At 67.9% G+C, this 26,749-nt stretch carries 27 protein-coding genes; 16 read left to right on the top strand and 11 right to left on the bottom strand.

The features are described from left to right. Positions 1-11: 11 nt before the first annotated feature. The 4 genes from xdhC to AC1VVG_RS05100 form a co-directional block, all read right to left on the bottom strand. On the bottom strand, positions 12-1,016 hold the full coding sequence (xdhC, locus tag AC1VVG_RS05085; protein WP_034187404.1) for a xanthine dehydrogenase accessory protein XdhC: 1,005 nt from the start codon (positions 1,014-1,016) through the stop codon (positions 12-14). Between the two features lie 601 nt (positions 1,017-1,617). Beyond that, a complete protein-coding gene (locus AC1VVG_RS05090; protein WP_059557135.1) occupies positions 1,618-2,130 on the bottom strand; it encodes a disulfide bond formation protein B in 513 nt (170 codons plus the stop codon). A 137-nt stretch (positions 2,131-2,267) separates the two neighbouring features. Beyond that, entirely contained in the window at positions 2,268-3,644 is a 1,377-nt protein-coding gene (locus AC1VVG_RS05095) for an amidase (RefSeq protein WP_034187406.1), read from the bottom strand. A gap of 7 nt (positions 3,645-3,651) precedes the next feature. Then, entirely contained in the window at positions 3,652-4,332 is a 681-nt protein-coding gene (locus AC1VVG_RS05100) for a GntR family transcriptional regulator (RefSeq protein WP_482835319.1), read from the bottom strand. 280 nt (positions 4,333-4,612) lie between these two features. Here AC1VVG_RS05100 and AC1VVG_RS05105 point away from each other — a divergent pair, with 280 nt between their 5' ends. After that, positions 4,613-5,785 carry a gamma-glutamyl-gamma-aminobutyrate hydrolase family protein gene (locus tag AC1VVG_RS05105; protein WP_034187408.1) on the top strand — a complete coding sequence of 391 codons (1,173 nt, stop codon included), beginning with the start codon at positions 4,613-4,615 and terminating at the stop codon, positions 5,783-5,785. A 115-nt stretch (positions 5,786-5,900) separates the two neighbouring features. After that, on the top strand, positions 5,901-6,590 hold the full coding sequence (locus AC1VVG_RS05110) for a DUF2968 domain-containing protein (RefSeq protein WP_049029720.1): 690 nt from the start codon (positions 5,901-5,903) through the stop codon (positions 6,588-6,590). A 91-nt stretch (positions 6,591-6,681) separates the two neighbouring features. Here the strand turns inward: AC1VVG_RS05110 and AC1VVG_RS05115 are convergent, their stop codons facing one another. Continuing rightward, positions 6,682-7,623 carry a hypothetical protein gene (locus AC1VVG_RS05115; RefSeq protein ID WP_482835320.1) on the bottom strand — a complete coding sequence of 314 codons (942 nt, stop codon included), beginning with the start codon at positions 7,621-7,623 and terminating at the stop codon, positions 6,682-6,684. A gap of 316 nt (positions 7,624-7,939) precedes the next feature. Here AC1VVG_RS05115 and tcuC point away from each other — a divergent pair, with 316 nt between their 5' ends. Continuing rightward, positions 7,940-9,235: an MFS transporter gene (gene tcuC, locus AC1VVG_RS05120; RefSeq protein WP_034187411.1), complete on the top strand. Its 1,296-nt coding sequence runs from the start codon at positions 7,940-7,942 to the stop codon at positions 9,233-9,235. A gap of 93 nt (positions 9,236-9,328) precedes the next feature. On the opposite strand, the gene AC1VVG_RS05125 is transcribed toward tcuC, so the two are convergent. After that, positions 9,329-11,170, bottom strand: a complete 1,842-nt coding sequence (locus AC1VVG_RS05125) for a tetratricopeptide repeat protein (protein ID WP_175029322.1) — start codon at positions 11,168-11,170, stop codon at positions 9,329-9,331. A gap of 130 nt (positions 11,171-11,300) precedes the next feature. Between AC1VVG_RS05125 and AC1VVG_RS05130 the strand changes: the two genes are divergently transcribed. Then, entirely contained in the window at positions 11,301-12,947 is a 1,647-nt protein-coding gene (locus AC1VVG_RS05130; RefSeq protein ID WP_482835321.1) for an FAD-dependent monooxygenase, read from the top strand. Positions 12,948-12,955: 8 nt separating this feature from the next. On the opposite strand, the gene AC1VVG_RS05135 is transcribed toward AC1VVG_RS05130, so the two are convergent. The 4 genes from AC1VVG_RS05135 to AC1VVG_RS05150 are packed head-to-tail and all read right to left on the bottom strand — an operon-like array spanning position 12,956 to position 18,258. Then, complete coding sequence (locus AC1VVG_RS05135; protein WP_200088889.1) at positions 12,956-13,207, bottom strand: formate dehydrogenase subunit delta; 252 nt, start codon at positions 13,205-13,207, stop codon at positions 12,956-12,958. A gap of 7 nt (positions 13,208-13,214) precedes the next feature. Next, positions 13,215-16,166, bottom strand: coding sequence for a formate dehydrogenase subunit alpha (fdhF, locus tag AC1VVG_RS05140; protein ID WP_226227265.1), 2,952 nt, complete (start codon positions 16,164-16,166; stop codon positions 13,215-13,217). Between the two features lie 17 nt (positions 16,167-16,183). Continuing rightward, positions 16,184-17,761: a formate dehydrogenase beta subunit gene (locus tag AC1VVG_RS05145; protein ID WP_034187416.1), complete on the bottom strand. Its 1,578-nt coding sequence runs from the start codon at positions 17,759-17,761 to the stop codon at positions 16,184-16,186. Further along, a complete protein-coding gene (locus AC1VVG_RS05150; RefSeq protein ID WP_049033191.1) occupies positions 17,758-18,258 on the bottom strand; it encodes an NAD(P)H-dependent oxidoreductase subunit E in 501 nt (166 codons plus the stop codon). The genes AC1VVG_RS05145 and AC1VVG_RS05150 overlap by 4 nt, the downstream gene beginning before the upstream one ends. Positions 18,259-18,389: 131 nt before the next feature. Between AC1VVG_RS05150 and AC1VVG_RS05155 the strand changes: the two genes are divergently transcribed. From AC1VVG_RS05155 to AC1VVG_RS05170, 4 genes are all read left to right on the top strand, one after another. Next, positions 18,390-19,496, top strand: coding sequence for a substrate-binding domain-containing protein (locus AC1VVG_RS05155; RefSeq protein ID WP_124669189.1), 1,107 nt, complete (start codon positions 18,390-18,392; stop codon positions 19,494-19,496). A gap of 101 nt (positions 19,497-19,597) precedes the next feature. Then, positions 19,598-19,867 carry a hypothetical protein gene (locus AC1VVG_RS05160; RefSeq protein ID WP_049033188.1) on the top strand — a complete coding sequence of 90 codons (270 nt, stop codon included), beginning with the start codon at positions 19,598-19,600 and terminating at the stop codon, positions 19,865-19,867. 361 nt (positions 19,868-20,228) lie between these two features. Continuing rightward, on the top strand, positions 20,229-20,579 hold the full coding sequence (locus AC1VVG_RS05165) for a DUF4148 domain-containing protein (RefSeq protein WP_034187420.1): 351 nt from the start codon (positions 20,229-20,231) through the stop codon (positions 20,577-20,579). 610 nt (positions 20,580-21,189) lie between these two features. Beyond that, a complete protein-coding gene (locus AC1VVG_RS05170) occupies positions 21,190-21,942 on the top strand; it encodes a hypothetical protein (protein WP_081072613.1) in 753 nt (250 codons plus the stop codon). On the opposite strand, the gene AC1VVG_RS05175 is transcribed toward AC1VVG_RS05170, so the two are convergent. After that, entirely contained in the window at positions 21,913-22,221 is a 309-nt protein-coding gene (locus AC1VVG_RS05175; protein WP_060180692.1) for a hypothetical protein, read from the bottom strand. The two genes, AC1VVG_RS05170 and AC1VVG_RS05175, sit on opposite strands and share 30 nt — an antisense overlap. A 374-nt stretch (positions 22,222-22,595) precedes the next feature. On the opposite strand from AC1VVG_RS05175, the gene AC1VVG_RS05180 reads away from it, so the two are divergent. The 8 genes from AC1VVG_RS05180 (at position 22,596) to AC1VVG_RS05215 (ending at position 26,717) form a co-directional block, all read left to right on the top strand. Further along, positions 22,596-22,760 (top strand): hypothetical protein, encoded by a 165-nt coding sequence (locus AC1VVG_RS05180; RefSeq protein WP_185643676.1) that lies wholly within the window; start codon positions 22,596-22,598, stop codon positions 22,758-22,760. Further along, positions 22,760-23,125: a hypothetical protein gene (locus AC1VVG_RS05185; RefSeq protein ID WP_060174709.1), complete on the top strand. Its 366-nt coding sequence runs from the start codon at positions 22,760-22,762 to the stop codon at positions 23,123-23,125. Before AC1VVG_RS05180 ends, AC1VVG_RS05185 begins: the two co-directional genes overlap by 1 nt. 92 nt (positions 23,126-23,217) lie before the next feature. After that, a complete protein-coding gene (locus AC1VVG_RS05190) occupies positions 23,218-23,778 on the top strand; it encodes a hypothetical protein (protein WP_015602309.1) in 561 nt (186 codons plus the stop codon). Positions 23,779-23,901: 123 nt separating this feature from the next. Beyond that, complete coding sequence (locus AC1VVG_RS05195) at positions 23,902-24,117, top strand: helix-turn-helix transcriptional regulator (RefSeq protein ID WP_060174710.1); 216 nt, start codon at positions 23,902-23,904, stop codon at positions 24,115-24,117. 8 nt (positions 24,118-24,125) lie between these two features. Beyond that, on the top strand, positions 24,126-24,401 hold the full coding sequence (locus tag AC1VVG_RS05200) for a hypothetical protein (RefSeq protein WP_060174741.1): 276 nt from the start codon (positions 24,126-24,128) through the stop codon (positions 24,399-24,401). After that, a complete protein-coding gene (locus AC1VVG_RS05205) occupies positions 24,398-25,231 on the top strand; it encodes a hypothetical protein (protein ID WP_015602375.1) in 834 nt (277 codons plus the stop codon). Before AC1VVG_RS05200 ends, AC1VVG_RS05205 begins: the two co-directional genes overlap by 4 nt. After that, the gene (locus tag AC1VVG_RS05210; protein WP_060174711.1) at positions 25,228-25,737 is read left to right on the top strand and encodes a hypothetical protein; all 510 of its coding nucleotides are present in this window, start codon (positions 25,228-25,230) and stop codon (positions 25,735-25,737) included. The genes AC1VVG_RS05205 and AC1VVG_RS05210 overlap by 4 nt, the downstream gene beginning before the upstream one ends. Further along, positions 25,737-26,717, top strand: a complete 981-nt coding sequence (locus AC1VVG_RS05215) for an AAA family ATPase (RefSeq protein ID WP_060174712.1) — start codon at positions 25,737-25,739, stop codon at positions 26,715-26,717. The genes AC1VVG_RS05210 and AC1VVG_RS05215 overlap by 1 nt, the downstream gene beginning before the upstream one ends. Positions 26,718-26,749: the final 32 nt, after the last annotated feature.

Below are 26,749 nucleotides of genomic sequence, written 5' to 3' on the forward strand. Positions count from 1 at the left end.
TTCTTGGTCGGTCAGTAGGTAGGGGAAGCCTGCGCGGACGCATTCGCCTCGACGGCCTGCAGCAATTGCGCGGCCACCGAGATCGCGATCACTTCGGGCGCCTTGTCGATGATGCCTTCGACGCCGATCGGGCAGCGCATCCGCGCGACCTGGGCCGGGTCGATGCCGATCGCCGCGAGGCGATGATCGAACTGTACGCGTTTCGCCTGCGAGCCGGTCATCCCGAAGTACGCATAGTCGCCGCGCCGCAGGATGCGTTCGGCCAGCACGAAATCGAGTGCATGGTCGTGCGTCATCACGACGAAGTAGGACTGCGGCGGCGCGGCGTCGACCGCGTCGGCCGGGGCAGCGGCCGCTTCGATCGCGAGGTTGCCGATGCCGGCGAGCGCGTCGGCCGGCGGGAACACCGCAGCGGGCCCGTCGATCCAGCGCACGTGGCACGGCAGCGTCGCCAGCACCTTCACGAGCGCGGTGCCGATGTGCCCGGCGCCGAACAGCACGACGGGGAACGCAAACGGCGCGATCGTCTCGGTCATCAGCGACACGCCGCCGGTTTCCCACAGCAGGCAGTCGGCCCGCGCGGCTTCCGATTCGGGCTCGCTCAACAGCGGCGCGCCTGGCGAGGGGCCGAATGATACGCTACGCACGGTCGCGGCGCCGGCCGCGACGCGCTTCGCGAGCGACATGATCCAGCCGAGATCGCCGACGTCGAGCCGCTCGAACGCGAGCACCACGGCGCCGCCGCAGCACTGGCCGAGACTCGGGCCGAGCGCGAGCCGTTCGAGCCGGCGCGCGTGCGGCACGTGCGCGCCATCCTTCAGCAGGTGTCGCGCGATCTCGATCGCCTTCCATTCCAGATGACCGCCGCCGATCGTATGGCGGGCCGTGTCGCGCGTGACGAGCATCTTGGTGCCGGCCTCGCGCGGCGCGGAGCCGTCGGTATGCGCGACCGTCACGAGCACGGCCGCTTCGCCGTGCGCGAGCAGTTGCTGCAGATCGCCGAGCCAGGCTTCCATCAGCACACCCCGTTCGGAACGACGCGGCACGACACGCGGCGCGGGCCGGCGGGCGTGGCGATGACGGACGGGAGCCGGGCCGGCCGGCCGCACGGCTGATGCGGGACGACGGCAGCGCGCCGACGCTGCGCGCGAACGGCGCCGCCGGACACGCGGACGCCATGAGGGTGACGGATGCGGATGGTTTGCGTTGTCATGAGGAATCCAGTCGACATTGCGGATCGGGCGCGCGTTACGCAGGGGTGGTGAGACCGCCTGGCCTCGCGCACGTAGATCGCCATCCAGTCCCGAAGATAGCATCGCCGCGCGGCGCGAACATGGCCGGGCAGTGATCCGGGCTATCAGGAGGCGATCATGTCGATCATAGGCCCGCCGCGCGGGATCGGGGCGCCGATGCGTGCGCATCGGGCCGAAACGCACGCGTGACGGGGCGGGGGCGCGTCGGTTGCGCGACGCGCGTTCGCCCGGCGATCCGGGCGGCGGCGGGGTAGGTGTTTACGCGCGGCCGGCCGGGCAGGGCGGGCGGAAGCGGCGGTTCGCGTCATCGGCGTGCGGCCCGATCGGCCGGGCCGCACTTGCCGGCGGCCGCAACAGCGGCCGGTCAGCGGGCGAGCTTGCGGCGATGACGCCAGAGGCTCGCGACGACCGCGACCAGGATCACGGCGAAACCGATCAGCGCCCAGCCGGGCAGCAGGATGCCGAGGATCGGCGGGTAGACGGTCTCGCACAGCCCGGCGACCTTGAACATGCCGGGGAACCACTGCGCGGGCGGCAGGCTGTCGACGATCGGCTGCAGCGTGTCGAAGCCGCAGCTGAAGCCCGGATTCATCTGGATCGACAGGTGCCGCGCGGCCGTGCCGACACCGCCGGCCGCGGCGATCGCGATCAGCAGCTCGAGCACCCAGATGCCGCGCCAGTTGCGGATCCCGGCGGCCAGGAACGCGAAGATCCCGATCGCGCAGAAGAAGTAGCGCTGGATGATGCACAGCGGGCACGGATCTTCATTCTTCACGTACTGCAGGTACAGCGCGCCGGCCAGCAGGGCGATGCACGCCCATCCGAGCAGCATCAGCAGGCGGCGTTCACGGCGTAGCGCAAGCGTGTAGTCGTTCATGTCGGCGGGGTTCCTCGTCGGTCGGTCCGGAAAACAATCGCGCGATTTTAGCGCGAACGGTCTGGCACGAAACTGACAGCGCGCGTGCGGCAACCTGCCGCACCGCGCGCATCGCCCGCCGGCGATCGGCGATGCGGTCAGCGGATCGTGTTCAGCACGGCCTCGACCGCCTGGCCGATCGCGAGCAGCGCGTCGTCGCGATGCGGCGCCGCCGCGAGCATCAGGCCGACCGGCGCCGCGTCGCGCGGATGGCACGGCAGCGACAGTCCGCACGCATCGAGGAAGTTGAACGCGCTCGGGTTGCGCAGGATCAGCGCATTGGTGCGCGTGAACGCATCGTCGTCCGTTTCGAGGTCGGCGATGCGCGGCGGCACGACCGGCACCGTCGGCGCGACGAGCGCATCGAAGCGCGCCCAGACCGTGTGCGCGGCTTCGTCCAGCATCGCGGCGCGCGCGGCGAGCAGGTCGAGATAGTCGGCCGCGCTCGCGGGTTCGCCCTTCAGGATCCGCGTCAGCACGCGCGGGTCGTACTGGTCGCGATGCCGGGCGAGCAGCGGCCGATGCCAGGCGTACGCCTCGATCGGCGAGAAGCCGAAGCGGTTGATCTCCGGCAGCCGGTCGAGCGCGGCGAAGCGCACGTCGGTGACGATCGCGCCGGCGGCTTCGAGATGCTTGAGCGCGGTGTCGAGCGCGGCCGCGACGTCGGCGTCGACGCCATCCGTCACGTAGTTCGTCAGCACGCCGAGCCGCACGCCTTCGAGCGGCCTGGCGGCCGGCACGTGCGGCTCGAGGCCCGCGAGCATCCGGTCGACGAGGGCGCAGCACGCGACCGTCAGGCCGATCGGGCCGAACGAGTCGAGCGTCGTCGACAGCGGCACGCCGCCTTGCGTCGGGATCCGGCTCGCGGTCGGCTTGAAGCCCGTCAGCCCGCACAGCGCGGCCGGAATGCGGATCGAGCCGCCCGTGTCGGTGCCGAGCGCGACGGCGGCCATCCCGTCGGCGACGGACGCGGCCGCGCCCGACGACGAACCGCCGGAAATCCGCGCATCGCCCGGCACGTCGCGATGGTACGGCGAGCGCGGATTGCCGAAGTGCGGATTCAGCCCGAGCCCCGAGAATGCGAATTCGCTCATGTTGGTGCGGCCGACCAGCACCGCGCCCGCACGCTTGAGCCGCGCGACGGCGACTGCATCGGTGCGCGCGGCCGGCGCGCCGTCGAGCACGCGCGAACCCGCGCGCGTCACCTGGCCCGCGACGTCGAACAGGTCCTTCACCGACACCGGGATGCCCGCGAGCGGCGACAGCACGGTGCCCGCGGCGCGCAGCCGGTCGTGCGCGTCGGCGGCCGCGCGCGCGTTGTCGGCGTCGACTTCGGTGAAGACGACGGCGCCCTGGCCCGACGGATCGGCGATCCGGTCGAGCGCGGTATCGACGAGCGCGCGGCTCGTGGTGCGGCCGGCCGCGAGGTCGGCGGCGAGCTGGGCGAGCGGGGGGAACGGCGTGAACGTGGTCATGAGCGGCTCAGGGGCGAAGATGTTGAAGAAGGGTGGAGCGAAACGAATCGATATGGCGCTCGACGGCGTCGCGCGCGCCGGCGGCGTCGCGGGCGGACAGCCGGTCGAACAACGCGCGGTGTTCGTGCTGGACGTCGGCGAGATGATGCGGTTCGGACAGCGTGACGAACCAGAAGCGCAGCGAGCGCTCGTGCAGCGCGCGCAGGATCTCGGCGAGGACCGCGTTGCGCGCGGCCGCGGCGATCGCCTGGTGAAACGCGCGGTCGAGTTCCATCATCCCCTCCACGTCATGCGTGTCGACGCAGGCCTGTCCGCCGTCGAGCAGCGCGGCCAGGCGCGCGAGATCGTCCGGCGTCGCGTGGCGCGCGGCGAGTTCGGCGCAGTGCGCTTCATTGATGCGCCGCACGTCGATCACCGCGACGATGTCGTCGAGCGACAGCGGCTGCACCATCAAGCCCTTGCGCGGCATCACCGACAGCAGCCCCTCGAGCACGAGCCGATGCACGGCCTGGTGCACCGGCGTGCGGCCGATCCCCGTGCGCGCGACGAGGTCGGCTTCGTTGAGCGCGGCGCCCGGCTTCAGGCGCATCGTGATGATGTCGCGCTGGATCAGCGCATACGCACGGTCGGCGAGGCTGGCCGCCGGCGCGGCGAACCGGTCGCGGGTGACGTCGGTCAGGGTATTCATGCGAGGAGCGGCGCGGCGGCCGGGCGGGGCGCGATCATGGCGCGGGCGATCGGGAGGCGTGGACGATGTCTGGATATTATTGTGATATATCACTGATGTCCAGTGCGGGCGACGAGACGCCGTCGGTGCGGGCGCGCGGCCGGGGGACACGCCCCGGCGCCGCCGGCAACCACTTGCAACAATGGCGACAGGATGTTGCAGGTTTGCCGCGCGATCGTGCACTGAAGCATAATGAATCCTCGTCTATCCATACGCGTGAGCGACGTACCAGACCATCGTCATGAGCGAACACACGCCTTCCCCGGCCGGTCTGCCCGGCACCTCTTCCGCTTCCTCCGATTCCCTCCGTCCCGAGCCGGCGAAAACGCCCGATGCGCCGGCCGCGCAAGCCGCCGCGCAGAACGTCGCCGTGGACGGCGCGTCGCCGGTCACAACCGCGTCCGAGCCCGGTGCGCCCGGCGCCCCCGATGGCGCGGTCGCACCGCCGAAGCCGGGTGCGCCGCCTCCCGGCTTCGGTGCGCCGCCGGATTTCGAAACGTCGCGGCCGCCGCCCGCGAGCGCGCAGAATGCGCCGCCGGCCTACCTGAAGCAGAGCGATACGCCATGGTCGGTGTTCGGCCGGATCGTCGCGGCGCGGGCGCGCCGGCTGTTCGATCGCGCCGGCCAGCGCATCACGCAACGCACGCTGCGCATCGGCGTGTCGGCGCGGATCTTCCATCCGGAACCGGGTGCGAAAGGGCTGCGCGGCAAGACGCTGCAGTATCTCGAGGAATCGATCGCCCACTGGGTGATGTCGCGCGACGTGCTCGTGTTCATGATTCCGACCGTCGGCCACCAGGGGATGATCCACCCGAGCAACATCCGTCTGCGCGACTACGCGAAGCATCTCGACGGCCTGCTGCTGCAAGGCGGGGCCGACGTGTCGCCGCAAACCTACGCGGCCTCGGATGTGCGCCCCGAATGGCCGGGCGATCGCGTGCGCGACATGTACGAACTCGAGCTGCTGCATGAATTCGTCGAGTCCGGCAAACCCGTCCTCGGCGTGTGCCGCGGCTGCCAGCTGATCAACGTCGCGTTCGGCGGCTCGCTGTACCAGGACATCGCCACCGATGTGCCGACCGCGAATGCGCACGTGAGCGAGCATTACGACCAGCATCGTCACGCGATCCGCTTCCCGGACACGTCGACGCTGGCGAGCATGTTCCCCGGGCGCAGCGAAGCGATCGTCAACTCGATCCACCACCAGGCGATCCGCGATCTTGGCCGCGACCTGAACATCGAGGCCGTGTCGGCCGGCGACGGGATCATCGAGGGCATCCGCCATCGTCGTTCGCCGTTCGTCGTCGGCGTGCAATGGCACCCCGAGTTCCATCGTGCGGGCGGCGCGGAGTTGCTCGACTGCACGCCGCTGCTCGATGCATTCCTGCGCGCGGCGCGTGAAACGCGTCTGTAGCCAGCCGTATTTCCGGCGTTGTCCGAAGGCCGGCCGCTTCCCGATAAATTCGAGATGCGGTCGTTTCTTTTTGAACGATAATCGCGAGTTCCGATTCGTTCGCCGGAGTCCGACGTTGGCTTTCCGAAATATTTCCCCTGCACGATGCGCTGCGTGGATCGTTGCGCTGGCTGCCTGCGCGCAAGCGGGCGCGGCCTGGTCGGCCGACGCGACCGCACCCGTCGCCGGAACGCGCCCGGCAGTCACGAGCCTGAGCGGTGCCGAGGCGCCGGCGCCGGCCGCGACGGACGCAACCGCGCAAGGCAACGTCGCCGAGCTGACGCGGATGCTGCACGACGGCCGGATCGTCGAAATGCGCACGACGTACAACGGCAGCTACGGCGCGAGCCTGATGTTCGATCCGCGCGAGATGACGTACTACGTCGCGCTGTTCCAGGACAAGAATCTGTGGCGCGTGATCCGGTCGCAGGAAAAGAACCGCGCGGAGATGGTCTACGCAAACTTCGTCCAGCAGACCGTGCAACTCGCCGATATCGAGATCCGCCGTACCGAACTGCAGGCGCAGAAAACCTTTCTCGAACGCGTGATCGCGCTGCAGGCGAACCGCGCGCAGCAGTTGCAGGCGGACCTGAGCGTCGCGCGCAGCCAGCAGGCCGAAGTCGCGCAGCGCCAGAAGTCGGCGCAGGAACAGACGCAGGCGCTGCAGGTCGAGAAGCGTGCCGCGCAGATGCAGTTGCGCGATCTGCAGGAGCAGGTGCGGCAACTCGAGAAGCAGACCGAATCGGGGCTGCCCGCGCACAAGTAACGGTTCGTCGGACGCACGGCGAAAACGACCGAAACCCGGCGAAGCGATCTTCGCCGGGTTTTTTGTTGGGCGGGCCCGGGATGGGGCGTCGTCAGTGTGCGAACGCGTCGTGCGTATCGGTCAGTCGGCGGTGGGACAGCCGGGACGTCCAGTCGAACCCGGCGGCGGGGGCGTGCATGGCACGCTCAGGCTGGGTGATGCGCAGCGCGTTTGCCGTCGCGATGAGCGTGAGCGGATCGTCCGGCGTGGCGCCGGCTTCGCGTGTGTCCGTTGCATGCGGCGGCGGGGCGAGCCGATCGCGTGTTTGGGCGCGCGGTGGTTCGGTGCCGGATGGACGGCGCGCTGCCACATGCGCGGTGCCTGGTGTCCGGGCCGGCGCCGCTGCCATGCGCGAGCCGGCGGTTCGATGCGGGGACGCCGGTGGTGGCGTCGCAGCGCGCTGGACACCGGAGCTTGCCTGCGGGTGAAGCGGCGCCGGGCGACGCGTATCGCGATGCGCGGCCGATCGCGGCGCCGCAGTTTTCGCCGTTGGCGCTGCTGCCGTGTGCCGCGGTGAAGTGTGCGCCGGCGTGTCCGGCTGAACCGGCGCGATCCGTACGGTACCGGTCGAAAACGTTGCATGGTCGCGCGCACCGTCGGCCGCTTGAAGCGCGTATGCAGGCCCGAAACCCGTGAACGGTTCATGCGCGGCGATCAGCCAGCCGATGATGCCGAACGCGCCGATGCTCCAGCAGGTTGCGTATATCGCGCGCCGGTCCCGGCGGTTGCCTGAAGGACGCGGGACGCGCCGGCCGGCGACGACGGGCGCGGCGAGCGATCCGGCCGCCGCCGTCGGCTGCCAGCGGCACTCGCGGTGCGGCCGGTCGACGTCGATGCAGGACGTCGTCAGCGTCGCGAGGCAGTTCTTGCTGGGCCGTGCACCGGGTGCGCCGCGAAACTTCCAATCGCGTCCGAACGGCGGCACGTGGTCGAGCGGGGCGACGCGAGGGCGGGCGAGCGCGCCTTCGACGGGGACAAGAGGCGAGTGGGTCATGAGGGCGGCGCGGACATGTCGTCGCAAATCGTGACATTGTGGTCAGCCGGCGAAGGCCGGTCGATCAGATCAATCTGATTCTTTAGCCCGTTTCAGGGCGACTCGTACGAGGCGAATGCCACGAAGGCAACGACAGCGGCGCTCCAAGGCAAATGTCGGCTTCGCGTGGCATCATTCGCGAACCATGCCGGTGCAAGCGTCGTTGTGCGATGCGCCACCGGCGGGCAGCGATGCCCGTGCGCGCCGGCCCGGCGCGGCGCGTATCGCCGGGTCCATGCGGCGCGCATTCGCGCCATCCGAGCTGAGCGAGAAAAACATGTCCACAGCGTCACACGCCATCGCGCAGGAATCGAAAGTCCGCACCGTGTTCCGGGTCGTCAGCGGCAACTTCCTGGAAATGTACGACTTCATGGTCTACGGGTATTACGCGTCGGCCATCGCGAAAACCTATTTCCCGAGCGGCAACGCATTCGCGTCGTTGATGCTGTCGCTGTCGGTGTTCGGCGCCGGCTTCCTGATGCGGCCGGTCGGCGCGATCGTGCTCGGCGCATACATCGACCATCACGGCCGCCGCAAGGGGCTGATCCTGACGCTCGGGCTGATGGCGATCGGCACGCTCGCGGTGGCCGCGATACCGGGCTATGCGACGATCGGCGTGCTCGCGCCGGTGCTCGTGCTGCTCGGCCGGCTGCTGCAGGGTTTCTCGGCCGGCGTCGAACTCGGCGGCGTGTCGGTGTACTTGTCGGAGATCGCGACGAAGGGCCACAAGGGGTTCTATACGTCGTGGCAGTCGGGCAGCCAGCAGGTGGCGGTGGTGTTCGCCGCGCTCGTCGGCGTGCTGCTGAATCGCGTACTGCCTGCCGAGGAGATGACCGCGTGGGGCTGGCGCATCCCGTTCCTGATCGGCTGCCTGATCGTGCCGTTCCTGTTCCTGATCCGCCGTTCGCTGAAGGAGACCGACGAATTCCTCGCGAAGCGTCATCGCCCGACGATGGGCGAGATCATGCGCTCGATGCTCGATAACTGGGGCGTCGTGATCGCCGGCATGGGGATGGTGATCATGACGACGGTGTCGTTCTACATGATCACCGCGTATACGCCGACCTTCGGCAAGGAAGTGCTGCACCTGTCGTCGCTCGACGCGCTGGTCGTGACCGTCTGCGTCGGTGTTTCGAACCTCGTGTGGCTGCCGCTGTCCGGCGCGCTGTCCGACCGTGTCGGCCGCCGCCCCGTGCTGATCGCGTTCACCGTGCTGACGCTGCTGACGGCTTACCCGGCCGTGCTGTGGCTCGTCGGCGATCCGTCGTTCCTGAGGCTGCTCGCGGTCGAGCTGTGGCTGTCGTTCCTGTACGGGTCGTACAACGGCGCGATGGTCGTCGCGCTGACCGAAGTGATGCCGGCCGACGTGCGCACGGCCGGCTTCTCGCTCGCCTACAGCCTGGCGACGACGATCGGGGGCTTCACGCCCGCGATCTCGACGCTGCTGATCCACCAGACCGGCAACAAGGCGGCGCCGGGACTGTGGCTGAGCGTGGCGGCCATCTGCGGGCTGATCGCGACGCTCGTGCTGTATCGCACGTCCGAAGCGCGCAACCAGTACAAGGCGGCCTGACGGGCACCATTCCGTCGCGCACGTCGCGCGGCACGGGCCGCGTGGATCGCATTGAAAAAGGGAGCGCACCGCGCTCCCTTTTTTCGTCTGCGTTCAGGCGTCGCGTCGCAACTGGCCGGCAACCGTGGCCGCGACGTCGAGCCATTCGCCCGGCGCGGGCTGGCGGGCGATCCGGGCCTGCGGATACCACGGGCAGTCGTCGCCGGTGAACCAGCGCCAGTCGGGCGCGAACGGCAGCATGACCCACAGCGGCTTGCCGAGGGCGCCCGCGAGGTGCGCGACGGCCGTGTCGATCGTGACGACGCCGTCGAGCCGCTCGATCAGCGCAGCCGTGTCGGCGAAGTCGTTCAACCGGCCGTCGAAGCGATGCACGCGCGGATGCGCGTCGACGCGCGCGCGTTCGTCGTCGTCGAGCGCGGGTTGCAGCACGATCCAGTCGATGTCCGGCAGCGCGAGCAGCGGCGCGAGCGCATCGAACGGCATCGAGCGGTTTTCCTGCGCCTGCCGGCGCCCCGACCAGGCAAGCCCGAACTTGCGCTTCGACTGCCCGCCGAGCGAGCCGCGAAAGCGCCGACGGGCACTGTCGGGCGCATCGAGGTAGCGCGAGCCGCCGACGATGTCGTCCGGCTGCAGCCCGAGCAGGAACGGCAGGCTCATCAGCGTGCAGGCAACATCCGCCGCGGGCGGCCTGGCGGCACCCGGTGCGACGAGCGTCACGCGCCAGCGCGACGCGGCCGGCGCCAGCAGCGGCACGAGTTCCGGCTGGACTTCGAGCACGAGGTGCGCGCAGCGTGCGCGGGCAAGCGGCACGAAGCGGACGAACTGCAGCGTGTCGCCGAACCCCTGTTCCGCACGGATCAGCAGCGTGCGTGACGCAATCGGCTCGCCTTGCCAGCGCGGCAGCGTGCCGAGCGACGTCGCGCCGGGCGTCTCGTGGCGCGCTTCGTAGGCCGGCAGCCCGCGCGTGAAGTCGCCGAGCGTCAGCAGCGTGACCGCGCGGTGCAGCCGCGCGAGCGTGAGATCGGGCGCGACGCGCAGTGCCTGGTCGAACGCGCGCAGTGCCATCTCGTATGCGCGGAGCGCGTGATGCGCGTTGCCGAGGTTCAGCCACGCGAGGCCGAACGACGGATCGAGACCGACCGCGCGCTCGTAGTAGGGCAGTGCGTCGCGGTGGCGCCCCTGGGCGCACAGGGCGTTCGCGAGCCCGAACAGCGCGAGCGGAAACGGCGGGTGCAGCGCGAGCGCCGCTTCGAACGCGGCGGCCGCCTCCGCATGCCGGCCGACCGCGTCGAACGTGTTGCCGAGATTGAAATGCGCGGCGACGAAGCGCGGCTGCGCGGCGATCGCGGCCTGGAAGTGCGTGATCGCGTCGTCGGCGCGGCCCATCGCGTTCAGCGCCATCGCGAGGTTGTTGTGCGCGCCCGCATGCCCGGGCCGCAGTTCGAGCGCGCGACCGAACGCGGCGAGCGCATCGTCATGGCGGCCGAGCGCGTTCAGCGCGTTGCCGAGATTGTTGTGGATCGATGCGTCGTCGGGCGTGAGCCGCAGCGCGCGGCCGAACGCATCGATCGCGTCGTCGTGCCGCTGCAGCGCCGCATACGCATTGCCGAGGTTGTAGTGCGCGAGCGGGAATTCGGGCGCGAGCGTCAGCGCGTTGCGAAAGCGGTCGATCGCTTCGTCGAGCCGGCCGAGCGCCTTCAGCGCGTTGCCGAGATTGAGCTGCAGCGCGGCATCGTCCGGGCGCAGCGCGACCGCGCGGCCGACGAGGTCGGCCGCTTCGGCATGCTGGCCCTGCTGGTGCCGCAGCACCCCGAACAGGTGCAGCGCGTCGGCGTTGGCGGGGTCGGAGGCGAGCGCGTTGCGATAACCGTGCTCGGCCTCGGCGAGGCGGCCTGCGCGGTGTGCGGCGTACGCCCGGTCGAATGCGGAATCCATGACGCGAAAACTGACGGAAAGCGCGTATTTTCCCACACCGCGCGGGGGTGCCGCCGGTCGGCCGGTCGGCATATGGCCCCGTCACGCGGAGCGGCGTAGACTGGCAGGGTCGCGTGTCATCGAGGTTCTCATGGCTGACACACTGTCGGATATCCCGCCCGTGCTGATCGTCGGCGCGGGGCCGACCGGTCTCGCCGCGGCGATGAGCCTCGCGCGGGCCCGCGTGCCGGTGCGCATCATCGATCGTCTCGCGGCGCCCGCGCCGTATTCGCGCGCGATCGGCATCCAGGCGCGCACGCTCGAACTGCTGGAGCAGCATCGCGCGGTCGAACCGTTTCTCGCGCTCGGTCATCGCGCGCATGCGGCCGCGCTGCATGCCGACGGCCGCGAGATCGCGCGGCTCGATTTCGATCCGCTGCAAACGCGCTATCCGTATCTGCTGTTTCTCGATCAGAGCATCACCGAGCGCCTGCTGGCCGAACACCTGGCGCAGCTCGGCGTGACGGTCGAGCGCGGCGCGACGCTGACCGCGTGCGACGCGGGCGGCACGTCGCTCGACGTGTCGATCCGCCGCGCGGACGGCCGCGACGAGTCGTTCGCGCCGTCGTACCTGATCGCGGCGGACGGCGCGCACAGCACGGTCAGGCATCTGCTCGGCCTGGGCTTTGCCGGGCAGGCGTTCGAACAGACGTTCCTGCTTGCCGATTTCGCGGCGATCCCCGACTGGCCGGACGAAGAGATCCACCTGTTCACGTCGTCCGACGGCATGGCCGGCCTGTTTCCGATGGGCGACGGCCGTTACCGGCTCGTGGCCGACCGTCCGCCCGGCAGCGACGCGTCGTCCGATGCGCCGACGCCGACGCTCGCGGAGTGCGACGCGATCGTGCGTCGCCGTGCCGGCGTGTCGATCTCCCCGAGCGATCTCGCGTGGTCGTCCTATTTTCACCTGCATAGCCGGATGGTCGACCGGTTGCGTCACGGCCGCGTCTTTTTCGCGGGCGACGCCGCGCACGTCCACAGCCCGGCCGGCGCGCAGGGCATGAACACCGGCATCCAGGAAGCATTCAATCTCGGCTGGAAGCTCGCGCGCGTGCTGGGCGCCGGCACGCCCGAGCGGCTGCTCGACACGTACCACGCGGAGCGCCATCCGATCGAGCGCGACGTGTTGCGGCAGACCGGATTCGTCACGCAGATGGTCGAAGCCGAGCGCGGCGCGATGCGGCTGCTGCGCGATCATGTCGTACCGCTGCTGGCGTCGTTCGGGCCGATGCGCGACGCGGTGCGGCGCACGGTCAGCGAGCTCGGCGTGCAGTACCGGAAAAGTCCGCTCACGCTCGAGCGCGTGCTCGACGGCGGCCCGCGCGCGGGCGAGCGGGCACCCGATGCACTCGTGCATGTGCTCGACGGGCCGCTCGGCCGCGCACCGGGGACGGCGCGGTTATACGATCTTCACGATCCGGCGAGCTTCACGCTGTTGCTGCTGGAAGAACCGGCGGATGCCGATACCGGCGAGGTGCCGCCGATGCCGGCCGACGCGCGGGCGCTCGTGCAGGGGCTCGAACGGATCATGCCGGAAGCGGTGCGCGCGTGGCGCGTCACCGATGCCGCAGGCGATGGCGCCGCCGGCCTGGCGCGGGAATATGGCCGCTCGCGGCCGTCGTTCTACCTGTTGCGGCCCGACGGTTATGTCGCCGTGCGCGGGCGCACGGCAACCGACGCGAACGCGCTGCTGCGCCACTGCGAAACCTGGTTCGCGGGCATGACGCAGTCCGCGTAGCGGCGCGGTCAGACGCTCGCGGCGGCGGGCACCAGCGAGGCCCGATGCGCGGCGACCGCGTCGCGCACGATCGGTGCCGTGCGTTGCGCGCCTTCGCTCGACGGATCGTCGAGCGCGGCGAGCAACGCGCGGCGCATCCGCGGTTCCCAGAAGCGCCGGAGATGGTCGGCGATGCCGGCCAGCGCTTCGTCGCGATCGGGCATCGATTCGAAGAATGCGCCGATCTGGTTGGCCATGTCGATCAGGTGTCCTTGATCCATCGCTGCCTCACTTGCCTGTCGTCACGGTGTCGGGCGTGGCCGCGCGGCGCTCGAGCAGGTCGATCTGCTCCGCGTTGAAACGCGCATACGCACGCTGCCAGTCGGACGGTTGCGCGACCGGCAGCACCTGCACGGCCGTCACCTTGTATTCGGGGCAGTTCGTCGCCCAGTCGGAACTGTCGGTCGTGATCACGTTCGCGCCCGATTCCGGGAAGTGGAACGTCGTGTACACGACGCCCGGCTGCATGCGCTCCGTCACGAGCGCGCGCAGCACCGTCTGCCCGGCGCGCGATTCGATGCCGACCCAGTCGTCGGTCCGGATCCCGCGATCCTGGGCGTCGTGCGGATGGATCTCGAGGCGGTCCTCTTCGTGCCACCGGACGTTTTCGGTCCGGCGCGTCTGCGCGCCGACGTTGTATTGCGACAGGATGCGGCCCGTCGTCAGGATCAGCGGATAGCGCTGCGTGACCTTCTCCGGCGTCGGAATGAACTTGGTGATCACGAACCGGCCCTTGCCGCGCACGAATGCGTCGATGTGCATGGTCGGCGTGCCGTCCGGCGCGTGCTCGTTGCATGGCCACTGGATGCTGCCGAGCGCGTCGAGCTTCTCGTACGACACGCCCGAGAAGGTCGGCGTGAGCCGCGCGATCTCGTCCATGATTTCCGACGGATGCGTGTAGTGCATGTCGTAGCCGAGCGCCTGCGACAGCAGCAGCGTCACTTCCCAGTCCGCGTAGCCCGCGAGCGGCGGCATCACCTTGCGCACGCGCGAGATGCGGCGCTCGGCGTTCGTGAACGTGCCGTCCTTCTCGAGGAACGTCGAACCCGGCAGCAGCACGTGCGCATATTTCGCGGTCTCGTTCAGGAAGATGTCCTGCACGACGATGCATTCCATCGCCGACAGCGCGGCCGCCACGTGCTGCGTGTTCGGGTCCGACTGGACGATGTCCTCGCCCTGGCAGTAGAGCCCCTTGAAGCTGCCGTCGAGCGCCGCGTCGAACATGTTCGGGATGCGCAGCCCCGGTTCCGGTTGCAGCGTGGCCGACCACGCCTGCTCGAACTGCGCGCGCACGACCGCGTCGCTGATGTGCCGGTAGCCGGGCAGTTCGTGCGGGAACGAGCCCATGTCGCACGAACCCTGCACGTTGTTCTGGCCGCGCAGCGGATTGACGCCGACGCCCTCGCGGCCGATGTTGCCGGTCGCCATCGCGAGGTTCGCGATGCCCATCACCGTCGTCGAGCCTTGCGCGTGTTCGGTGACGCCCAGCCCGTAATAGATCGCCGCGTTGCCGCCCGTCGCATAGAGGCGCGCGGCTTCGCGCACGCGTTCGGCCGGCACGCCGGTCACGTCGGCGGTCGCCTCCGGCGAATTCTCGTCGCGCGACACGAATTCGCGCCATTGCTCGAATGCGCGGGTATCGCAGCGTTCGGCGACGAAGGCGTCGGCGACGAGCCCCTCGGTGACGATCACGTGCGCGAGCGCGTTGACGATCGCGACGTTGGTGCCGGGGCGCAGTTGCAGGTGGTGCGTGGCCTTCACGTGCGGGCCGTCGACGACGTCGATGCGGCGCGGGTCGATCACGATCAGCTTCGCGCCTTCGCGCACGCGGCGCTTCATCCGCGAGCCGAACACCGGGTGGCCGTCGGTCGGGTTCGCGCCCATCACGACGATCACGTCGGCCTGGCCGACCGAGGCGAACGTCTGCGTGCCGGCCGATTCGCCGAGCGTCGTCTTGAGACCATAGCCGGTCGGCGAATGGCACACGCGCGCGCAGGTATCGACGTTGTTGTTGCCGAACGCGGCACGCACGAGCTTCTGCACGAGATAGGTTTCCTCGTTCGTGCAGCGCGACGACGTGATGCCGCCGATCGAGTCACGGCCGTACTTCTGCTGCAGCTTGCGGAATTGCGTAGCCGCATACGTGAGGGCTTCGTCCCAGCTCACTTCGCGCCACGGGTCGGTGATCTTCTCGCGGATCATCGGCTTCGTGATGCGGTCCTTGTGCGTCGCGTAGCCCCAGGCGAAACGTCCCTTCACGCACGCGTGGCCTTCGTTGGCGAGGCCGTTCTTGTGCGGCGTCATGCGCACGACCTGCGTGCCCTTCATCTCGGCCTTGAACGAGCAGCCGACACCGCAGTACGCGCAGGTCGTGACGACCGAGTGTTCGGCCTGCCCGAGCTGCACGACGGATTTTTCCTGCAGCGTGGCCGTCGGGCATGCGGCGACGCACGCGCCGCACGACACGCATTCCGATGCCATGAACGATTCGCTTTCGCCCGCGGCGACACGCGATTCGAAACCGCGCGCGGCGATCGTCAGGGCGAACGTGCCCTGCGTTTCCTCGCATGCGCGGACGCAGCGGTTGCAGACGATGCACTTCGACGGGTCGTACGTGAAATACGGATTCGATTCGTCCTTGCGGTCCTTCAGGTGATTCGCGCCGTCGAAGCCGTAGCGCACTTCGCGCAGCCCGACCACGCCCGCCATGTCCTGCAATTCGCAGTCGCCGTTGGCGGCGCAGGTGAGGCAGTCGAGCGGATGGTCGGAGATGTACAGCTCCATCACGTTGCGACGCAGCGACTGCAGCCGGTCCGACTGCGTGCGCACCTTCATGCCGGCTTCTGCGGGTGTCGTGCACGACGCCGGATAACCGCGCCGGCCTTCGATCTCGACGAGACACAGCCGGCACGAGCCGAACGGCTCGAGCGAATCGGTTGCGCAGAGCTTCGGGACGTTGACGCCGGCCTCGATCGCCGCGCGCATCACCGATGTGCCGGCCGGCACCGTCACCGGCTGGCCGTCGATTTCGAGCGTGACGTCGGTGTCGGCATGCCGTTGCGGCGTGCCGTAGTCGGTATCGTCGAACGGATCGCGGGCACGCGCCTGAGCGGCGCTCTTGCACGCGCATTGGCCCGAGCCGCAGCCGCCTTGGCGGACGTTGTTCGTGTCGAGGGACATGCAGGGCTCCTTCTGGGTCAGGCCGCGGCCTTGACCGGACCCGCTGCGGCATCCTTGCCGGCAGCGAGCCCGAAATCTTCGGGGAAATGGTCGAGCGCGGACAGCACCGGGTACGGCGTCATGCCGCCCATCGCGCACAGCGAGCCGGCCAGCATCGTGTCGCACAGGTCGCGCAGCAGCGTGACCTGACGCTCCGACGTGTCGCCGTCGCGGATGCGTGCGATCGTCTCGACACCGCGCGTCGAGCCGATCCGGCACGGCGTGCACTTGCCGCACGATTCGATCGCGCAGAACTTCATCGCGTATTCGGCCAGTTCGGCGAGGTTCGAGGTGTCGTCGTGCAGCACGATGCCGCCGTGACCGACGACCGCGCCGATCGCCGCATACGCCTCGTAGTCGAGCGGCACGTCCCACTGATGGTCGGGCAGGTAGGTGCCGAGCGGGCCGCCGACTTGCGCGGCGCGAGCGGGCCGGCCGCTGGCCGTGCCGCCGCCGAAGTCGAACAGCAGTTCGCGCAGCGTGACGCCGAACGCGAGTTCGACGAGGCCGCCTTGACGGATATTGCCCGCCAGCTGGAACGGCAGCGTGCCGCGCGAGCGGCCCATCCCGTAGTCGCGGTAGAACGCCGCGCCGCGCGCGAAAATCACCGGCGCCGTCGCGAGCGTGATCACGTTGTTGATGACGGTCGGCTGGCCGAACAGGCCCGCGAGCGCCGGCAGCGGCGGCTTCGCGCGCACGACGCCGCGCTTGCCCTCGAGCGATTCGAGCAGCGCGGTTTCCTCGCCGCACACGTACGAGCCCGCGCCTTTCGCGACGTGCAGCTCGAACGCGTGCGCGGAGCCGAGCACGTGCTCGCCGAGCCAGCCGGCTTCGCGCGCGCGGACGATCGCGGCTTCGAGTGTCGCGATCGCGTGCGGGTATTCGCTGCGCACGTAGATGTAGCCGACCGTCGCGCCCGTCGCGATGCCCGCGATGATCATCCCTTCGATCAGGCAGTACGGATCGCACTCCATGATCAGGCGGTCGGAGAACGTGCCCGAATCGCCTTCGTCCGCGTTGCAGACGATGTATTTCTGCGCGGCGTGCGCGTGCCGCACGGTGCGCCACTTGATGCCGGCCGGGAACGCCGCGCCGCCGCGGCCGCGCAGCCCCGATTCGATCAGCGTCTCGCAGGCGGCGTCGCCGTCGAGCGACAGTGCGTTCTTCAGGCCGGCGAGTCCTTCGTACCGCAGGTAGTCGTCGATCGACAGCGGGTCGGTCAGGCCGATCCGCGCGAACGTGAGGCGCTGCTGGCGCGCGAGATAGGGCAGTGCGTCGACGAGGCCGACGCTGCTCGGGTGCGTGCCGCCCTCGAGCCAGTGGGCGTCGAACAGCGCGGGCACGTCGGTGGCCGACAGGTTTGCATAGCCGACGCGGCCCGCGGCCGTGCCGATCTCGACGAGCGGCTCGAGCCACAGCAGCCCGCGCGAGCCGTTGCGGACCAGTTCGATCGCGACGCCGCGCCGTTCGGCCTCCGCGACGATCGCGGCGGCGAGCGCGTCCGCGCCGAGCGCCAGCGCGGACGAATCGCGTGGAACGTAGATGCGGGTCGTCATGCGGCCTCCTGCGAGTGGGCGACCGCGTCGGCGAGCAACGCGTCGAATTTCTCCGGCGTGACCTTCGCGTGCAGCACGCCGTTGACCGTCAGCGACGGCGACTGCGCGCACAATCCGAGGCAGTACACCGATTCGAGCGCGACGGCGTCCGGCGCGCGCGCAGCGGCGGCATCGCCGTGTGCCGCGTCGAACCGGCAGCCCGTGCGCGCCTCCGCATGGGCGGCGAGCGTTTCGCCACCCATGCTGCGGCACGCTTCGGCGCGGCACATCTGGATCGTCACGCGCGCGGGCGGCGCGGTGCGGAAGTGATGGTAGTAAGTCAGTACGCCGTGGACTTCCGCACGCGACAGGTTGAGTGCCTTGGCGAGCGGTGCGACGCAACCCGGCGGCACGTAGCCCGCGTCGTCCTGGATCGCGTGCAGGATCGCGACGAGCGACCGGCCGGCGCGCGCATGACGCTCGACGAGCGCGTCGGGCGCAGGGGAATTCGGGGACATCGGTTATGCTCCTCCAAAATCTCATATGCGCTTGCAGTTCATATAGTGCGCATCTCGACTTCGTTCTGATTGATTTTTATCAACCATAAGCGGAACATTCCGCGGTCGCAATAGGAAATCGGAGTGCATAATTGATTCGGATCGAATGCGACGCGTATCTGACCGTACGCGACACGGAAGGCCGGTCGGCCAGCCTGTCGGACGTCGCGCCGTTGCTCGAACTCGTGGCCGACACGGGCAGCATTGCGCAGGCGGCACAGGCCAAGGGGCTGTCGTACCGGCACGCGTGGGGCATGCTCCGCGCGCTGGAAGCGTGCATCGGCGGCGAGTTGATCGAAACGGCACGCGGCAAGGGCTCGACGCTGTCGGCGCTCGGGCAGGCGGTCGTCGATGCGCAGCGCCTCGCGCGCAGCCGGCTCGACGGGAATTTGCGCACGCTGGCGGCCGAAGTGGCGAGCGACCTGAACCGGCGGCTCGCGCAGCGCGACGGCGCTGTGCGCATCCATGCGTCGCACGGCTACGCGGTCGCGACGCTCGTCTCCGCGCTCGTCGATGCGCAGGCGGCCGTCGACATCAAGTATCGCGAGAGCATCGAGGCCGTACAGGCGCTCTCGCGCGGCGAATGCGACCTGGCGGGCTTCCATCTGCCGCGCGGCGCGTTCCGCGCGCAGTGCGCGCAGATCTACCGGCCGTGGCTCGACGACACGCGCCACGTGCTGATCCACCTGACGCGTCGTCAACAGGGGCTGTTCGTGCTGCGTGGCAACCCGAAGCAGGTCCGCGGTCTCGCGGATCTCGCGCGCAACGACATCCGCTTCGTCAACCGGCAGCCGGGGTCGGGCACGCGCATGTTGCTGGACCTCGCGCTGCGTGCGATCGGCATCGATCCGGAGCGCGTCGACGGCTATGCATCGGCCGAGCTCACGCATTCGGCGATCGCGGCATTCGTCGCGAGCGGGATGGCCGATCTCGGCTTCGGCGTCGAGCCGGCCGCGCATCATTTCGGGCTCGACTTCATCCCGGTCGTCGACGAGGACTATTACTTCGCATGCGAACGTGCGCGGCTCGACGCCCGGCCGCTCGCCGGCGTACTGGCGCTGCTGCGCGACGCACGTTTCGTCGAGCGCGTCGCGCATCTGGACGGCTACGATCCGGCCGCGTGCGGCACGCTGACGGGCATCGCGGCCGGGCTGGCCGGCGACGACGGCGCGCAGGCGCGGCACGGCAATTCCCGGTAACGGGGACGCGATCGGGTCGCGCTGCAACAGCGGGGGATTTGCGCTACGCTTGGCGCTTGATCAACGTTCCAACAAGCACGCCGTTCAGGCGTCATTCCGCCATGAAATTTTCCGTTCCCCACGCCGCGGCAGCGTTGACCGCGGGGCTGCTGGTCGTCGTTTCGCCGTTTGCGTCCGCGCAGAATTCCCCGGGTGTGCCGGGCGGCATCCTGAGCGAACAGTTTCGTTTGAACGAGCATCCGCAGATGCCGTTCGCGGCGTCGGCGCCATCGCAGAAATACCAGGGCGGCAAGAAGTCGGCGTTGCGCCGCAAGGGCGACCTGGGTGACCCGAACGGCTGCAACCTGAAGTGCCCGATGGATACCCAGTAATGCGCTGACCGGCGCGTTTGTGCCCGGGGTGAGGCGCCGTGCTTTCGCACGACGGCCCATCATCTGACCGCGAGTGGACGAGCGTCGATTCCCGGCCTATTGGTGGTCGAGCCCCGCAAAGCGTTACCGCTTTGCGGGGCTCGTGCTTTTCGACGGGCCCGCATCCAACGGGGTGCCGGGCGTAGCTGCCGTACGCACGTCTGGCCATCCCGCTCATTGATCTAGGGTTAACCCGTAATTCAGGAAGGATGTCTTCCAGAAACCTGCCTTATTCTTAAGCATCTGCCTACATAAACTTCGGTTTGTCAGCGATGAACAAGGAGTTCACCGCGAACACAGACAAATCTGGAGGTAGGTCATCATGAAGTCGCTCGTTCAAGCCGTCGTCGTTGCCGCTGCGCTCGTTGCCCCGGTCGTGTCGTTCGCCCAGTCGGGCTCGACGATCACCCGCGCGCAGGTTCGTGCCGAACTGGTCCAGCTCCAGCAGGCCGGTTACAACTCCGCCCGCGGCGAAGATCCGCATTATCCGGAAGCGATCCAGGCCGCGACGGCCCGGGTTGCAGAGCAGCAGCGTGCGCTGGCGCAAGCGCAAGGCGCCGACGTCAGCGGCTACGGCGCCCAGGCGCAGGGCGCATCGGCATCGGGTTCGCGTGCGATGGGCGTGCGTCCCGCCAGCGCTGAAGAAATGAAGTCACTGTATCGCGGCAGCTGAGCCGCGCGTCGCCCGGCGCGAACCGGTCGCGACGACGCGTCGTGGCCGGGGCCGCGGTAGCCGGGCTGGCCGCTGTCAGGCGCAGCGAGTGACTGCGCGGGGGCGGCCGACCATCCGTCACCTCCTGCCGCCCGAGTACCGGCGGCATTCCGCCCGGCCGCCCGTCCGTCAGTGGCTGGGCGCTTTTTCGGCAGGAGAGGGAGGCATGCGTTTCGCCGGCAACAAAAAACCCCGCAGACTTGCGTCATGCGGGGTTCGTGCGACGAGCGCGGAATTTGGTGGGGCGGCGTCACTCGAATTGTTGCGTGAAAGCCACGGCAGTAAATGGTGAGTCGCATTTCGAAAGAAAAGTTGCCCCCAAAGTTGCCCCCGAGTTTGTCTCGCTGCTCCTGCTACACCACTCTTTTCTTCGCGGCTCCGCATCGGTCAACAGAAGCACTGCTACTCATCTCGTGGCGATGATGCATTGATCTTTCATACGATTGATTTAGCATCGCGGGATGCACTCCAGATCGAGTACCGGGCGCCGCGCCGGGCTATCGCTGCCGAGGAATTGCTGCGCTGCCGATACAGGCGCGGGTAACGCGTCCCCGACTGACTGGGAGGGCCGTTGAGCCGGGCCTTCGCATTCTTCCAGCGCGTCACAAGCCTGATTCGCAAGCAGCTCGAGCGAATCGCTTGGTCTTCGGAAGGGGATCACTCCGTTGACGATCTGACGAGCGAAACCTGGCTGATCGTGGACGAGCTCCACGCGGATCCTGATGCAAGTCCTGACCCGGACGACGAAGACCTGCGCGACATGATTGTCGCCCGGCTGCAGCGCCAGTTCGGGAAATTCGTCAATCGGAAGGAGCGGTTCGCGCTGCGCATCGATCGAGACGATATCGACGACGATGGCGATCTTCTGCCCAGTGCTGTCGGCGCGCGACTTTCAGCTCCAGAAAAATACGAGCCGCTCGTTGCGCTCGAGATGCGCGAAGACGCCGCGGTGGCAGCGCGCGCGATCAGCGATCGATTCTCCGAGGCCATCGCATATCTCCGTACATTCGAGCGGTTCGATGGTGACGCGGTGCGCGTGGCGACCTATCTGGCGATCGGAGCACGGACGCTCAATCGACGAGTGGCGCGCGCGGCGCGCATCGAGGAAACGCAGCCATCGATGTTCGATGGCATCGAAGCGATTCCGGCCGATTTCATGCCGCATCCTGGTCGTTGGAATCCGCCACCTCTCGCGCAACAGTATCGAGGAGCGTGCGCCATTGCTTGGCCTGTCCAACGGCAGTTGTTCATGCGCTATTGCAAGTTGTTTTTCAGTCGGCGCTGGAGAGGTCGCTTAATCGATACCGCGGATCGCTTTGAGTAACTCGGGCCATCCGATGACGAAGAATGGTAGCGGGCCTGGGAAGATGAAAAGTATGCCGGTCAAAATGGCGGTGATGTGATTGCCCTGCTGCCACGTTAGCGACAGCCCGTAGACTGGAACCACGGTTACGCCTAGCATCCAAACCAATAGCAGCAGTACTTTGCACGCGCGCGCGAACGAGAGCGACTTCGAAGCGACCAGGATCAGCACAACGAGAAGGAGCACTGCTCCGCCGACTTCGATGACTGCGTAGCCGATGCCGCGCGCAATTTCGTCCATGGTTCTCCTCTGCGTGCCGCGCAACGTGCGTTGCACTGGCGTCTCGGTTGTGCCGCTATCTTGCCATGGGTACCCAAGTTTACGAATTCCCTGTTGACGACTGTCGTTCGACGGGGCTACTCTGCAGTCGTCGCTGAGACAACAGCGGCCGGGCGTGGAAACCCGTGGACTACAGGCGGACGAGCCGCCGCAGACGCGGCTATTTTTTCGTCCGTTCGCTTCTGCACGCCAGTTTTCTATGGCGGGCCGGGCGAGGGCTAGCTTCGGCTGGGCCGGTTTCCTGTAGGCCGGTTTTCCACCCCTTGTCGTCGGGCCCGCCACCCTCACGTGGAAATGAGCGGCGGGTCTCCATGTCACCTACAGGAGGCCGCATCATGCGCCAAGCCATCGCTCGTCCCGAGCAACCGCAATCCCCACTCGAAATTATCCGCGCCGCCCTGCGCACCGCCGCGCTCGCGCCGACCTATCAGGATGCGCTCGACGCCACCGGCGACGCACTGCGCCTCCTGGCTGAAATCGTCCGCGCGGAGGTGGCGTGATGAGCGGCGAGAACTTCCTCGATTCCCGATTCCCGGTCTTCAGCGAACGTGTGTCCGATGCTGCCGCAGACGATTCGCTCGTTAGGGCCGGCCCGTTGCTGAACCACCTTGAACGCGCCTATGCGGTGGTCCATGGGCTCGAGCATATTTTCGCGATCGCGCGTGCGAATCTGGTTCAGGAAACGTCATATCGCAGTGCTGGGGAGGGTTGCGAAGTGGAGCCGCCCCTGCAGCCGACGACCGTGGAGGCGCTTCTTGCGATGGGCGCGGCCGTGTCGGGGATGCTCGTGCAGGATATCGGGGCACTGTCGGATTGGGCCGACGAATATGCGGTGCGGCCGGCACGCTCCGACACTGCGGCATAATCGTTTCACCGCGCCTAGCTCGACGGGGCGAAAACCGGGCTCCCTTACCCGGCCGGCGCGGCTTCTCCGAAGGGGCTTTGCGTGAGGGCGCAATGGGCGCTGACAGTGGGCGTGATCAACTCTCGCTCTGGATCGATGCGGCGCGCGATGGCGATATGGAGGCCGCGCGTCGACTCATCGAGGAGTTTTGTGCGACGGTCTGCCAGAACCGCGCGAACGGCGAGCCCGGTGGCATCCCCCTGGTCCCGTATACAGCGGTTGATGAGCGGCTGCTCGACTATCTCGTGGAGAGCCTTCGAGGTGACAGCGGGGTAATGCTGCGCCCCGCCGTTCAAGGGCGACGTGGCCGTCCTGCATCTAGCGAAGCGCGCGAAGAATCGCTTGCACGCGGCCAGCACGTTCACGACCTGCTGCGAATTGCGAAGCGCGTCCCCGCGTTGCTGCGACCTCTCGACGACCCTTTCACAGTTGAGAGGGCAATCCAGTGGGTAGCCGATGGGAAGACCTTGGAAAAGGTCGCTTGGACCGAGCGCTATGCCCCGAAATTTACCCCGAAGAGCGCTGACGCCGTCAAGAAAGGCTATCAGGCATGGCTCGCGCTCTTGAGGGGTGTGCCATCTCAGGCGAAGGCGTCAGCGGAGGATGCTGAATAGCGCTCCGCGGCCTACTCCGCACGGTATTTAATTCGCGATTTCATACCGTGACCGTCGTTCAGGCGGTCGACATCATGGCTCCCATGTGCCGGTTTTGTCCGGCACTCCCGACAGGAGCCGAGAATGTCCGATCAGCAGCCCAAATCGCAGACGCTGATGCGTCGCAAGCAAGTCGAAGTCGAAACGACCCTGGCGCGCAGCACGATCTACGATCGTATGAAGGCGGGCACCTTCCCCAAGGCGATTCGCATCGGCGCCCGCAGCATCGTCTGGCGGCGCGCAGACATCGACGCATGGCTGGCTGACCCGGCCGGCTACCGTGTTCCCGAAAACGCGTGAGGCGCGCCATGACGGCAAACCTTGCGACTCGCGCGCGCCGCGTTGGTACGATCCAGTTGCGAAGCTGGTCGACGCGCGCCGCCATTCGCTCTTCGGCCGCACTCGGGCGATCTATCGATGACCACGCGCGCGAGTTGCGTATCGACGCGCTCGGGCGGCTGATGTGCGCCGCCGGCACGCGCGTCCTGCGCGCTCGCTGCAGCTATCTCATGCGTCTGGAAATCCGGCACCGTAGCGCGGTGCAGATCCGGCGCATGAAAGATGCGATGGGGCTGCCGGTATGACCCGCCCATCGTTCCAGTTTTACCCGGGCGACTGGCAGGCGAACAGCAACCTGCGGCGCTGCACACACGCTGAGAAGGGCGTGTGGATCGACGTGATGTGCCTACTGCACGACTCGGAGGAATACGGCGTTCTGCGCTGGCCGCTCAAGGAGATCGCACAGGCGATCGGCGCGCCGCTCGTGACGCTCAGGGCCATCGTTAGCAAGGGCGTGTTGAAGGGCGCCGACAACGGGCAGCCGTGTACCGCGTGCATCTACGTGCCGCGCTCCGGCCGCCGTGACGGCGAGCCGGTGACGTTGGTTGCCGAGCAGGAAGGGCCGATCTGGTACTCGTCGCGGATGGTCAAGGACGAGTACGTGCGTTCGGTTCGTGGCGAGTCGTCGCGATTTCAGACCGACGACAGCGTATCGAAGGGTGCACCAAAGCCCCCGTTGGGTGATAGCACCAAAGCTTCACCAAAGCCCCCCTTGGGTGACGGCTCTTCTTCTCCATCTCCATCTTCAATAAAAAACATATCGTCACCTCGCGGTGACTCGGCATCGCCCAATGGCTCATCCGAGTTCGGTCGCTTCTGGGATGTATGGCCGTCCACGGGCCGGAAGGTGGCGAAGGCCAAGTGCCGGGAGAAGTGGCGGGGGGCTTGTCTGGATGCCATCGCCGAGCAGGTAATCGGACACGTGGTAGCGATGAAAGCGACCCGGCAATGGCTGGACGGCTACGAGCCTGCGCCCCTGACATACCTCAATCAACGTCGCTGGGAAGACGAGTTGCCGCTTGGTGCTGGCGCGGCAAACGGCCAAGCCTTCGACCCTTGGGCGCCCGTGTCATGAGCCATCGCTATCCCTCCAACGGTGCCGCGCTCGTGTCCATGCGCCGAGCCGGTCGGGTGCCGGAACTGCCGGTTCTCGTGACGCTCGCAGGGCCGCTGCGTTTCGACAACGTGACGCTCTCGGCCGCCGCCGGCCAGCCCTACGACTGGCGTCCTGTTGCCGCGCTCGACGTCGAGGTATTCGCGTCGGCGGATGTGCCCTGGAGCGATCTGCTGCGCACGCTCGCTGACATCGCGGCCGTGGTGCCCGACACGCTGGTGCTCACGTTCCGCGAAGGGCCGCGCGTGCATTGCGGCGAGAGGCGCACGGTGCCGGGCGAGGACTTCGCGCTCTTCGACTGGTTCCCGATGCCGATCGCGCCGATGTGCTGGCCGGCATCGCACACGCTGGCGCGCCGCCTATTCGATGCCCTCGGCGACACGCTGCCGAATCCCTATGACCACGCGTGCGAGCTCGTCGTGCAGCTCGCGGCCGAACGAAACGAAAACACCAAGGAGGTGAACTGATGGCTCGAACTATTCCCGATTCGATCGACTGGAACGCCTACGTCAATGACGCGGACGACGGTCGTGCCGATGTGCGCCCGGCGTCCGAATTCATGGACGACGTTATCCGCATGTTCCACGGCGCCGAAGAAGTGGCCGGCGACCCGTCGCCGTGGCCCTCGGTGGGCGACAACCTCAAGTTCCGCTCAGGCGAGGTAACGCTCTGGGCCGGCGTGAACGGACACGGCAAATCCGGCGCGCTCGGCTACGTAATGTTGGATGCGATGGCGCAGGGTCGCCGCGCATGTATCGCATCACTCGAAATGCCAATGCAGGCGACCATGAGTCGGATGTGCACGCAGTCGTCCGGCGGCGCATCGCCATCCATCGACCACATCACGAAATTCCACCGCTGGACTGATGCGCGCCTCTGGCTGTACGGGCATCGCGGTGCGATGACGAGGGACCGAATGGTCGCGGTCACGCGGTACTGCCGGAAGGAGTTGGGCGTCGACCACATGGTCATCGACAGCCTCATGAAGTGCGGCATGGCGCCGGACGATTACGCCGGGCAGGCGCGCTTCGTCGATTCGCTTTGCGTGTTGGCTCGAGATACCGGCGTGCATATCCATCTCGTGCATCACATCCGCAAGGGCGACACAGAGAAATCTGCGCCGGACAAGTTCGATATCAAGGGCGCCGGCGAAATCACGGACCTGGTCGACAACGTGCTGATCGTCCATCGCAACAAGCATAAGGAAAACAGCGTTCAGGCGGCGCGCCAGCTTCAGGACGAGGCGAAACGAGCCGCGAAGATTGAAGAGCTGCGTCGCGTTCCCGACGTGCTCTTGCTCTGCGAGAAGCAGCGCCACTTCGCTTGGGAGGGGCCGACGCGACTTTGGTTCGACAAAGCGAGCCAGCAGCTCAGAGATGACCCAAACGCGCCGGGCCGGTATCTGGATCTCGCTTCCGGTGCATGGAAGCACGAGTGGAAGCGGTAATGGCTCTGATCGGTGAGGCTGAATTTAGCAGG

It is taken from the genome of Burkholderia sp. L-4 (genome assembly GCF_056856535.1).